This window comes from Streptomyces kronopolitis (assembly GCF_050953795.1).
GTDB classification, from domain to species: Bacteria; Actinomycetota; Actinomycetes; order Streptomycetales; family Streptomycetaceae; genus Streptomyces; species Streptomyces kronopolitis_A.
On sequence record NZ_CP191850.1, the window covers coordinates 7,571,653 to 7,584,506 of the forward strand.

Annotated in this window: 1 protein-coding gene; it reads left to right on the forward strand. The window is 73.5% G+C overall.

Annotated elements, in window-relative coordinates; translation table 11 throughout:
* The first annotated feature begins 177 nt into the window (after positions 1–177).
* Positions 178–12,825 carry a type I polyketide synthase gene (locus ACQP17_RS33470; protein ID WP_433859674.1) on the forward strand — a complete coding sequence of 4,216 codons (12,648 nt, stop codon included), beginning with the start codon at positions 178–180 and terminating at the stop codon, positions 12,823–12,825.
* The last annotated feature ends 29 nt before the right edge of the window (positions 12,826–12,854 follow it).

The window sequence follows — 12,854 nt, forward strand, 5'->3', positions numbered from 1 at the left end:
CTTCGGACGGACCGCGCAGACCGCTGCGGAACCCCTGTTCAGAGCGGTGCGGAAGGGCCCTCCACGGCGCTTAGGAGTTCCCCTAGAGGTGGCCTGCGGCCCGCCTTTCGCGGCCCGCCGCTGTGGAACGGTGAACACCAGCTGTGACGGTGCTGCTTCGCGTAGGGAGTGCGATTGATGAACGGGTCGGAACCCGCGGGCTCCAGGATTTCCTCGCCGGACGGTGAGCCGATCGCGGTCATCGGCCTTTCCTGCCGTCTGCCCGGGGCAGCCGACCCCGACGCCCTGTGGCATCTCCTGCGCGAGGGCCGCAGTGCCCTCACCCAAGCCCCGGCCGACCGGTGGACCACCGAGCTCCTGGAGCGGTCCGGGCTGTCCGAGCCGCCGCGGGGCGGCTTCCTCGACGACGTCGCCGGCTTCGACGCCGCCTTCTTCGGGATCTCCCCGCGCGAGGCCCGGTCGATGGCCCCCCAGCAAAGGCTCGCCCTCGAACTCGGCTGGGAGGCGCTGGAGAGCGCCCGCATCCGCCCCGAACGGCTCCACGGCCACCGGACCGGCGTGTACATCGGCGCCACCGTCGAGGACTACGCCGTACTCGTCCACCAGCAGGGCCCCGAGGCACTCGACCATCACACTCCGACCGGCCTCAACCGCGGACTGATCGCCAACCGCCTCTCTTACCACCTCGGCCTGCGCGGCCCCAGTATGACCCTGGACACCGCCCAGTCCTCCTCGCTCGTCGCGGTCCAGTCCGCGTGCGACAGCCTGCGCCGCGGCGACTGCGACACCGCGCTGGCCGGCGGGGTGCATCTCAACCTCGCCCCCGAGAGCACCCTCGCCATGGCCCGCTTCGGCGCGCTCAGCCCGAGCGGCCGCTGTCACACCTTCGACGCCCGCGCGGACGGTTTCGTACGCGGCGAGGGCGGCGGCCTCGTCGTCCTCAAGCCCCTCTCCAGGGCCCTGGCGGACGGCGACCACGTCCACTGCGTGATCCGCGGCGGCGCGGTCAACAACGACGGCGGCGGTCCCGGCCTCACCACCCCGGACGCCGCCGCGCAGGAAGAGGTGCTGCGCCTGGCCTGCGCCCGCGCCGGCGTCCGGCCCGGCGACCTCGGCTATGTGGAGCTGCACGGCACCGGCACCAAGGTCGGTGACCCCGTCGAGGCGGCGTCGCTCGGCGCGGCGTTCGGCACCGACCCGCGCCGGAGCACCCCGCTGCCCGTGGGTTCGGTCAAGACCAACATCGGCCACCTCGAAGGTGCCGCCGGAATCGCGGGACTGCTGAAGGTGGTGCTGTGCGTGGAGCGCGGCCACCTCGTCCCGAGCCTGAACTTCGCCACACCCCACCCCGACATCCCGCTCGATGCCCTGAACCTGCACGTACAGACCGAGTTCGGACCCTGGACGGCACACGAGGGACGCCAACTCGTCGCCGGGGTCTCCTCGTTCGGGATGGGCGGCACGAATGCGCATCTGATCGTGGCGGGGGCGGCGGACTCCGGAGCGGCCGTGTCCGCCGGTGGCCGGGAAGGGACTCCGTCGGCTGCGGATGCGGCTGCGGGCGTGGATATGACGGTGCCCTGGATCGTGTCCGGGCGGTCCGCCGAGGCCCTGGCGGCGCAGGCGGAGCGACTGGTGTCGCGGGTGGCGGACAGCGGCCTGTCGCCGGCGGAGGTGGGTTGGTCGCTGCTGGCGTCCCGGTCGTCGTTCGAGCACCGCGCGGTCGTGGTGGGCTCCCGGACCGATGAACTCGCCGCCGGGGTAGGGGCGGTGGCGGAGGGCCGGCCGGACGCCGCGGTGACGATCGGTGAGACGACCGACCGCTCCGGTGGCACGGTGACCGACGGCTCCGGCAAGACGGTCTTCGTCTTCCCGGGGCAGGGGTCGCAGTGGGCGGGCATGGCCGTGGAGCTGCTGGACTCCTCGCCGGTGTTCGCGGGTCGGTTGGCGGAGTGTGAGGCGGCGTTGGCGCCGTTCACCGACTGGTCGCTGAGTGAGGTGCTGCGAGGGGCTGAGGACGCGCCCGGGCTGGACCGCGTCGATGTCGTCCAGCCGGTGTTGTGGGCCGTGATGGTCTCGTTGGCCGAGGTCTGGCGCTCCCATGGCGTCGAGCCTGCGGCGGTTGTCGGTCACAGTCAGGGGGAGATCGCCGCGGCGTGCGTCGCCGGGGCGTTGACCCTGGAGGACGGCGCCCGGGTCGTGGCGCTGCGCAGCCAGGCCATCCGTGCCCTCGCGGGCCGTGGCGGAATGGTGTCGGTGGCGCTGCCCCGGCCCGAGGCGGAGGAGCTGATCGCACCGTGGGGTGGTCGGATCTCGGTTGCGGCGGTCAACGGTCCGTCGTCGGTGGTGGTGTCCGGTGATGGCGATGTTCTGGGCCGGCTGGTGGCGGAGTGCCGGGAGCGCGAGGTCCGGGCACGGCGGATCGAGGTGGACTACGCCTCGCATTCGGCGCATGTGGAGTCGATCGAGGAGACCCTGAAGGAAGTCCTGGCGCCGGTCACGCCCCGGACCTCCGCCGTGCCCCTGTTCTCGACGGTGACGGGGGGCTGGCTGGACACGACGGAGATGGGCGCCGGGTACTGGTTCACCAACCTGCGGCGGACCGTCGAGTTCGCGCCCGCCATCGAGGCCCTCACCGCGGCCGGACACCACACCTTCGTGGAAGTCAGCCCGCACCCGGTGCTGACCGCGCCGGTGCGGGAGACGGTGGAGGCCGCGGGCACCGACGGAGTGGTCGTCGGCACCCTGCGCCGCGGCGAGGGCGGCCTCGCCCGGCTCTACACCTCACTCGGCGAGCTGTATGTCCAGGGCGTCGACGTCGACTGGTCGCCGGCCTTCGCCGCGCCCCGCCCCCCGCTCGTGGACCTGCCCACCTACGCCTTCCAGCGCGAGCGGCACTGGGTCGAGACAGCCGCCGCACACCCCGGCCCGGCCGCCGCCCCAGCAGCCGTGCCCGACCGGCCCGCCGCCACCCCGGCCGAGCGCCCCGTGACGAGCCGGCCCACCCTCGACGTCGTACGGGACCACGCCGCCGCGGTGCTCGGCCACCGGGACCCCTCCGCGCTCCGGGCCACCCACACCTTCAAGGACCTGGGCTTCGACTCGGTCACCGCCGAGGAGCTGCGCAACCGGCTGAACCGGGCCCTGGCCGTACGACTGCCGTCCACCGCGCTGTACAACCACCCCTCACCCACCCGGCTCGCCCGCTTCCTCGACGGCGAACTCCTCGGTTCTGTGCGCGAGTTGGCTGAGCAGCTAGGCCCGGCCGCCGACCCGGACGAGCCCATCGCCATCGTCGCGATGGCCTGCCGCTACCCCGGAGGCGTCCGGTCGCCCGAAGACCTCTGGCAGATCCTTCGGGACCGGGTGGACGCGGTATCGCCGTTCCCCACCGACCGGGGCTGGCACACCGACGGGCTGTACGACCCCGACCCCGAACGCTCGGGCACCAGCTATGTGCGCGAGGGCGGCTTCCTCGATGCCGCCTCCTTCGACGCCGGTTTCTTCGGCATCTCGCCGCGCGAGGCCCTGGCGATGGACCCGCAGCAGCGGCTGCTGCTGGAGACCTCGTGGGAGGCGCTGGAGCGGGCCGGCATCGACCCGACCGGGGTCCGGGGCAGCCTCACGGGCGTGTTCGTCGGGGCCATGGCCCAGGAGTACGGCCCCCGGCTGCATCAGGCGGGCCGGCAGGTCGAGGGACATGTGCTGACCGGTACGACCACGAGCGTGGCGTCCGGGCGCATCGCCTACACCCTCGGTCTCGAAGGACCGGCCATCACCGTGGACACGGCGTGCTCCTCCTCCCTGGTCGCGCTGCATCTCGCGGCGCAGGCCCTGCGCACCGGGGAGTGCACCCTCGCGCTCGCCGGCGGGGCGACGGTGATGTCCGGGCCCGGCATGTTCGTGGAGTTCAGCCGGCAGCGGGGACTGGCGCCCGACGGCCGCTGCAAGCCGTTCGCCGCGGCCGCCGACGGCACCGCCTGGGGCGAAGGCGCCGGGATCCTGCTCCTGGAACGCCTGTCGGAGGCCCGCCGCCACGGCCATCCGGTACTCGCCGTGCTGCGCGGCAGCGCCACCAACCAGGACGGTGCCTCGAACGGCCTCAGCGCCCCCAACGGCCCGTCGCAGGAACGCGTGATCCGAGCGGCGCTCGCCGCCGCCGGACTGCGGCCCGCCGACGTCGACGCGGTCGAGGCGCACGGCACCGGCACCGCGCTCGGCGACCCCATCGAGGCGCAGGCGCTGCTGGCGACGTACGGGCAGGGGCGGGAGCCGGACCGGCCGCTGTGGCTCGGCTCGCTCAAGTCCAACATCGGACACACCCAGGCCGCCGCCGGTGTCGCCGGCGTCATCAAAATGGTGCTCGCCCTGCGGCACGGCCGCCTCCCCGAAACCCTGCACCTCGACGCCCCTTCCCCGCATGTGGACTGGTCGGCGGACACGGTACGGCTGCTCACCACGGACCAGCCGTGGCAGGCGAACGGGCAGGTGCGCCGGGCCGGCGTCTCCTCGTTCGGCATCAGCGGCACCAACGCGCATGTGATCGTGGAACAGCCCCCGGCCGAGGGGGAGTTCACCTCCGCGCGGCCCGACGCGGCGGAGCCGGGCGACCGCGGTGACCGGCCGGTCGTGCCCTGGGTCGTGCACGGCCGGACCCCGGAGGCGCTGCGCGCCCAGGCGGCCGCGCTCGCCACCCACCTCGACTCCCTCCCCGACGCGGCGCCGTACGACGTCGCACACTCCCTGCTCACGACGCGCGCGGCCCTGGAACACCGGGCGGTGCTCGTCGGTGCCGACCGCGCCACCCTCCTCGCGGACCTGCACGCCGTGGCCGAGGGCGACCCCGGCCCCCACACCGCCACCGGCTCCGTTCCCACCACCCCCGCTTCGTCAGCGGTGTTCGTCTTCCCGGGGCAGGGGTCGCAGTGGGCCGGGATGGCGGTGGAGTTGCTGGACTCCTCGCCGGTGTTCGCGGGTCGGTTGGCGGGGTGTGAGGCGGCGTTGGAGCCGTTCGTCGACTGGTCGTTGAGCGGGGTGCTGCGGGGGGTTGAGGGTGCGCCTGGGCTGGACCGGGTGGATGTGGTTCAGCCGGTGTTGTGGGCGGTGATGGTGTCGTTGGCCGAGGTCTGGCGTGCGCATGGTGTGGAGCCTGCGGCGGTGGTGGGTCACAGTCAGGGTGAGATCGCGGCGGCGTGTGTGGCCGGTGCGTTGAGCTTGGACGATGGCGCGCGGGTCGTGGCGCTGCGGAGCAAGGCCATTCGTGCGCTGTCCGGTCGCGGCGGGATGGTGTCCGTGGCGCAGTCCTCGTCCGAGGTGGCGAAGCTGATCGAGCCGTGGGGCGGCCGGGTCTCGGTCGCGGCGGTCAACGGACCGACGGCCGTGGTGGTCTCCGGTGACGCGGATGCGCTCGATGAGCTGATGGAGGTCTGCCGCGAGCGGGATGTCCGGGCCCGCCGCATCGACGTGGATTACGCCTCGCACTCCGCTCATGTGGAGTCGATCCGCGAGGAGTTGCTCGACGTGCTGGCGCCGGTGGTGCCCAGGGCGTCGGAGGTGCCGTTCTTCTCGACGGTGACGGGGGAGTGGCTGGACACGGCGGAGACGGACGCCGGGTACTGGTACACGAACCTGCGGCGGACGGTGGGCTTCGCGCCCGCCGTCGAGGCCCTCACCGCCGCCGGCCACCGCGCGTTTGTGGAGGTCAGCCCGCATCCGGTGCTCACCGTGCCGCTCCAGGAGACCGTGGAGGACGCGGGCGTGGACGCGGTGGTGACGGGGACCCTGCGCCGGGACGACGGCGGCCTGCCGCGACTCCTCACCTCGCTCGGCACGCTGTACGCGCACGGCGTGGACATCGACTGGTCTCCCCTCTTCGCCGACCGTCGCCCGCACCGGGTGGAACTGCCCACGTACGTCTTCCAGCGGCAGCGCTTCTGGCTGGAGCCGGAGACGCCCGCCGTCGACGCCTCCCCCGAGGAGGCGGCGTTCTGGACGGCTGTCGGGGAGCAGGACGCGGCATCGCTGGCGGGCACCCTCGGGCTGCCCGGCGCCGAGGCCTTGGACGAGGTGCTGCCCGCGCTGTCGTCGTGGCACAAGAACCGGCGGCAGCGGAGCACGATCGACGGCTGGCGCTACCGCGTCGTGTGGCGTCCCCTCCCGGAGCCCTCCGCACCTCAACTCGACGGCAGTGTATGGCTGTTGGCGATCCCGTCCGGGTACGAGGACGACGCGCTGGTGCGCGGCGCCCGCGAGGCCCTGGAGGAAGCGGGCGCCCGCACCCACGCCCTGACCGTGGACGACAGCGACGGGCTCGCCGCTCTGTTGCATGCCGCCGCCGGCCCCTTCACCGGTGTGCTGTCCCTGCTGGCCCTGGACGAACGGCCGGACCGTACCCAGCCCTGCGTACCCGGCGGCCTTTCCCGCACCCTCGCACTGCTCCAGGCACTGGGGGACGCCGGGATCGACGCCCCGCTGTGGTGCGTCACCCGGGGCGCGGTCGCCACCGGCAGCACGGCCGGACCCGCGGAGGATGCCGGCACCGCCGATTCCCCTGGCGCTGCCGACGGGGACACCGCAGTGGATCGTGCGCCCAAGCATCCCGACCAGGCCGGCGTCTGGGGGCTCGGCCGGGTCGCCGCGCTGGAGCATCCGGAGCGCTGGGGCGGGCTCGTCGACCTGTCCGGCCACCTGCCCGGCCAGGTGGCCGTCGACGGCCGGGAAGTGGCGCTGCTGGCCCGGATCCTGGCAGCCGGTGGCGAGGAAGATCAGCTCGCCGTCCGCGGCGCCGCCGTGTACGGGCGGCGGCTGGTCCCCGCGCCGGTCGCCGGGCGGACCCCGCGTCGCTCCTGGCGCCCGCGCGGCACCGTCCTCGTCACCGGCGGCACGGGTGCGCTCGGTGCCCATATCGCCCGCTGGCTCGCGGACAACGGCGCGGAACACCTCGTCCTCACCGGCCGTCGCGGCGCCGACGTCCCCGGTGTCTCCGCCCTCTGCTCCGCACTCCGTGACCAGGGTGTGCAGGTCACCGTGGCGGCCTGCGACCTCGCCGACGAGCAGGCGGTGGCGGCCCTCGTACGGCAGATCGAGCAGGACGGGGAGCCGGTCCGCGCCGTGATCCACGCCGCCGGCGTCAGCGCCCTCGGCTCGCTGGCGCAGGCCGGTCCGCACGACCTCGCGGCCGCGCTCGCGGGCAAGGTCGCCGGAGCCGACCACCTGTCCTCCGCACTCGACCCCGCCCACCTCGACGCCGTCGTCCACTTCTCCTCCATCTCCGGCACCTGGGGCGTGGCCGAGCACGGCGCGTACGCCGCCGCCAACGCGCTCCTCGACGCCCGTGCCGCCCGGGGACGGGCCGACGGCCTGCCGGTCCTGTCGGTCGCCTGGGGCCCGTGGGCGGGCGGCGGCATGATCTCCGACTCGCTTCACGACGTACTGCGGCGCCGCGGCGTGCCCGTCATCGACCCGGAGACCGCACTCACCGCCCTCCAGCAGGCGCTCGACCACGACGAGACCTCGCTCGCGGTCGCCGACGTCGACTGGCAGCGCTTCCACAGCGTCTTCACCTCCGTCCGGCCCAGCCGACTCCTCACCGAGATCCCGCAACTGGCGGACACCGGAGACGGTGCGGGGGGCGGTACGGAGCGCGGGTCCGTACGTTCACCGCTCGCCGAGCGGCTGGCCGGGCTCGACGGCCGGCAGCGCGCCACAGCGCTGCTGGACCTCGTCCGTGAGCAGGTCGCCTCGGTGCTCGGCCATGACAAGAATGCCCCGGTCGACCCCGAACGCCCCTTCAAGGAGCTGGGTTTCGACTCGCTGACCGCCGTCGAGCTGCGCAACCGCCTGAGCCGGGCCACCGGGCTGCGACTGCCCAGGACCGTCGTCTTCGACCATCCCACCCCGACCGCGCTCGCCGGATACGTCGGCACCGACCTGGCCGGCGAGGAGGCCGGCACCACGCAGCCGGCCACGGCGCCCGCCCTCGTCCCCGGCACCGCCGCCGAGGACGACGACCCGATCGCCATCGTGTCCATGGCCTGCCGGTACCCGGGCGGCGTGCAGTCGCCCGAGGACCTGTGGCGGCTCGTCCGGGAGGGTGTCGACGCGATGTCCGCCTTCCCCACCGACCGCGGATGGGACCTCGGCGGCCTCTACGACCCCGATGCCGACAAGCCGGGCAGGAGCTACGTCCGGGAGTCCGGTTTCCTGCGCGAGGCCGGCGACTTCGACGCCGAGTTCTTCGGCATCTCGCCGCGCGAGGCGCTCGCGATGGACCCGCAGCAGCGACTGCTTCTGGAGACCTCATGGGAGGTCTTCGAGCGGGCCGGCATCGACCCCAAGTCCCTGCGCGGCAGCGGGATCGGCGTCTACATGGGCGTCACCGACCAGGAGTACGGGAACCGGCTGCGGACGTCGGACCCCGAGCAGTTCGAGGGCTATCTCGCCACCGGGGCGGCCGCGAGCGTGGCCTCCGGCCGGGTCGCCTACACCCTGGGGCTGGAAGGCCCGGCCGTCACGGTCGACACGGCGTGCTCGTCGTCACTGGTCGCGCTGCACATGGCGGTGCGGGCACTCCGCTCGGGGGAGTGCTCGCTCGCCGTGGCGGGAGCGGCGATGGTCATGGCCGATCCCGGTCCCTTCATCGGCTTCAGCCGGCAGCGGGGGCTGGCACGGGACGGCCGGTGCAAGCCGTTCGCGGCGGCGGCCGACGGCTTCGCGCTCTCCGAAGGCGCCGGTGTCCTGCTGGTGGAACGTCTCTCGGACGCCCGCCGCAACGGTCACCCGGTGCTGGCGGTCGTCCGGGGTACGGCCATCAACCAGGACGGTGCCTCGAACGGTCTGACCGCGCCGAACGGTCCCTCGCAGCAGCGGGTGATCCGTGCCGCGCTCGCCGACGCGGGTCTGTCGGCCGGTGCGGTGGATGTGGTGGAGGCGCACGGTACGGGTACGTCGCTGGGTGATCCGATCGAGGCGCAGGCGCTGCTGGCGACGTACGGGCAGGAGCGGGCGGCGGACCGGCCGCTGTGGCTCGGCTCGGTGAAGTCGAACATCGGACACACCCAGACCGTTTCGGGTGTGGCCGGCGTCATGAAGATGGTGCTCGCCATGCGGCACGGTGAGCTGCCGGCGACCTTGCACGTGGACGCGCCGTCGCCGCATGTCGAGTGGTCGTCGGGCGCGGTGGAACTGCTCACCGAGGCCCGCCCGTGGACGTCCGACGAGGGCCGTCCGCGCCGCGCCGGCATCTCCTCCTTCGGCATCAGCGGAACCAATGCGCATGTGATCGTGGAACAGGCCGAGCCGGCCGAGGAGGAGACCGTCGCGCCGTCGTCGGCCTCGGGTGTGGCCGTGCCGTGGGTGGTGTCCGGGCGTTCCGCCGAGGCGTTGGCCGCGCAGGCGGAGCGGTTGGCGTCGCGGGTGGCCGACAGCGACTGGTCGCCGGTGGAGGTGGGCTGGTCGTTGGTGGCTTCGCGGTCGTCGTTCGAGCACCGGGCGGTGGTCGTGGGCTCCGAGACGGCCGAACTCGCTTCGAAACTCAGGGAGTTGCATCCCGCCACTCCGGTGGGCGACCCGGGCCGTACGGTGTTCGTCTTTCCGGGGCAGGGGTCGCAGTGGGCCGGGATGGCGGTGGAGTTGCTGGACTCCTCGCCGGTGTTCGCGGGTCGGTTGGCGGAGTGTGAGGCGGCGTTGGAGCCGTTCGTCGACTGGTCGTTGAGCGGGGTGCTGCGGGGGGTTGAGGGTGCGCCCGGGCTGGACCGGGTGGATGTGGTTCAGCCGGTGTTGTGGGCGGTGATGGTGTCGTTGGCCGAGGTCTGGCGTGCGCATGGTGTGGAGCCTGCGGCGGTGGTGGGTCACAGTCAGGGGGAGATCGCGGCGGCGTGTGTGGCCGGTGCGTTGACCCTGGAGGACGGCGCGAGGGTCGTCGCGTTGCGCAGCCAGGCCATCCGGGCGTTGTCCGGTCGCGGCGGGATGGTGTCGGTGGCCCTGCCGCCGTCGGAGGTCCCGGAGCTTGTCGAGCCGTGGGACGGCCGCATATCGGTTGCGGCGGTCAACGGCCCGACCTCCGTGGTGGTCTCCGGTGACGCGGACGCACTCGATGAGCTGGTCCCGGTGTGCCGGGAGCGCGGGATCCGGGTCCGCCGGATCGACGTGGACTACGCCTCGCACTCCGCTCACGTGGAGTCGATCGAGAAGACGCTTGCGGAGGTCCTGGCGCCGGTCACGCCCCGCAAGTCGTCCGTGCCGCTGTTCTCGACCGTGACGGCGCAGTGGCTGGACACGACGGAGATGGACGCCGGGTACTGGTACACGAACCTGCGGCGGACCGTGGAGTTCGCGCCCGCCATCGAGGCCCTCACCGCCGCCGGCCACCGGACCTTCGTGGAGGTCAGCCCGCACCCCGTACTCACCGTGCCGCTCCAGGAGACCGCCGAGGCGGCCGAGGCCGAGGCAGTGGTGACGGGGACTCTGCGTCGCGACGACGGTGGACTGTCGCGGCTCTACACCTCGCTGGGTGAGCTGTATGTGCAGGGCGTGGACGTGGACTGGTCCCCGGCCTTCGCCACGTCCCGGCCCATGATCGTCGATCTGCCCACGTATGCGTTCCAGCGTCGTCGGTACTGGTTGGAGTCGGGTCGGTCGTCTTCGGATGGTGTGGTCGATCCGGTGGAGGCGCGGTTCTGGGAGGCGGTGGAGCGGGCGGATGTGGAGGGTCTGGCGGCGACGCTGGGTCTGACGGATGCGGGTGTGCTGGGTGAGGTGTTGCCGGCGCTGTCGTCGTGGCGGCAGGGTCGGCAGCAGCGCAGCACGGTCGACGGCTGGCGCTACCGGATCGCCTGGCGGCCCCAACCCGAGCCGGAACAGGCCGAGTGGGACGGCAGCTGGGTGATCGCCGTACCCGCTGACCACCTGGCGGACGACCTGGTGCGGGCGACCTCCCGCAGCCTCGGCGAACGGGCTCACCTCATGCCGGTCTCGCCCACCGCCGACCGCGCGGAACTGACGGCACAGCTGGCGGCGCTGCACGATGCCGCCCGGTCCCCGCTGCACGTGGTGTCGCTGCTCGCGCTCGACGACCGGGACGCCGGCGGACACCGCGGAGTGCCCGGCGGCCTGCTCAGCACCCTGGCGCTCACCCAGGCACTCGCCGACACGGAACACAAGGCCCGCCTCTGGGCGGTCACCCAGGGCGCCGTCTCCACCGATGACCCGGCCGGGGGACCGGAATCCGACCGGGCGTCCGACCCGATACGCCACCCCGGCCAGGCGGCCATCTGGGGTCTGACCCGGGTCTTCGGCCTCGATCACGACGAGCGCTGGGGCGGGCTGATCGACCTGCCCGAGACCCTGGACGACGACGCACTGCGGCGTTTCCGGTCCCTGCTCGGCGGTGGCGGCAACAGCAGGGACGAGTTCGCCGTCCGCCCGACCGGTGTCCATGCCCGGCGCATGGTGCGGGCGCCCCTCGACCCGTCGGCAGTCGCCGCGCCGTGGCAGCCGCGCGGCACGGTGCTCATCACCGGGGGCACCGGCGCGCTCGGCGCCCATGTGGCGCGGGCGCTCGCGGACGGCGGCGCCGAGCACCTGGTACTCGCCGGCAGGCGGGGGCCCGACGCCCCGGGGGCAGCCGAGCTGTCCGCCGAACTGACGGCGCTCGGCGCACGCGTCACGGTGGCCGCCTGCGACGTCACCGACCGGGCCGCGCTGGCCAAGCTGCTGGACTCGCTCACCGACGAGGCACCGCTGACCGCCGTGGTGCACACCGCGGGCGTCGTCGGCGAGGCCCGTCCCCTCGACGAGACCTCCCTCGACGAGGCCATGGCCGCCGTACACGCCAAGATCTCCGGAGCCTGCCACCTCGACGAGCTGCTCGCCGATCACCCGCTGGACGCCTTCGTACTGTTCTCCTCCGGCGCCGGAGTGTGGGGCAACGGCGGACAGGGCCCCTACGCGGCGGCCAACGCCACCCTCGACGCCCTCGCCGCATGGCGCCGGGCCCAGGGCCGTCCGGCCACCTCCCTCGCCTGGGGGGCCTGGGCCGGCGGCGGCATGGTCGACGAGGCCGTGGCCGAGCAGCTGAGCCGCCGCGGGGTGCCCGCCATGGACCCCGCACTGGCCGTGCACGCGCTGCGCGAAGCCGTCGGCCAGGCGGAGACCACCCTCGTCGTCGCCGACATCCGATGGGACCGCTTCCTCCCCGCCTACACGGTGAGCGGGCCACGACCGCTCCTGGACGAACTCCCGGACGTACGGCGACTGCTCGCCGGCCGGGCGGAGGAGCGGGCGGACGAGGCGGGCGCGAAGGGTTCGGACCTGCCGGAGCGGCTGGCCGCGCTCGCCGAGCCCAAGCGCAAGCGGATGCTGCTGGATCTCGTCCGCACCCAGGCGTCCGCCGTCCTGGGGCACTCCTCGACCGAGGCGGTCCGGCCCGCGCGGGCCTTCCGCGAGCTGGGCTTCGACTCACTGACCGGAGTGGAACTGCGCAACCGGCTCAACACGGCCACCGGACTGAAGCTCCCCGCCACCCTCGTCTTCGACCACCCCACTCCGACCGCGCTCGCCGCGTACCTGCGGGACGCACTGCTCCCCCCGGAAGCGGAGGCCGGGAGCGACCTCCCGGTGCTCCCCGAGCTGCACCAGGTCGCGAGCGCACTGCAAGCGGCCACCGACGACGACACCCGGCGGGCGCTCACCGAAGGGCTGCGCGGCCTGCTCGCCCACTGGGAAGGCCAGGAGTCGCCACCGGCACAGACCGTCGACGACGAACTCGCGGAAGCGAGCGATGAGGACATGTTCGACCTGATTGACAGGGAACTCGGGATCGGCTGATCCGGAACGTACACCGACCGCCGGTTTCT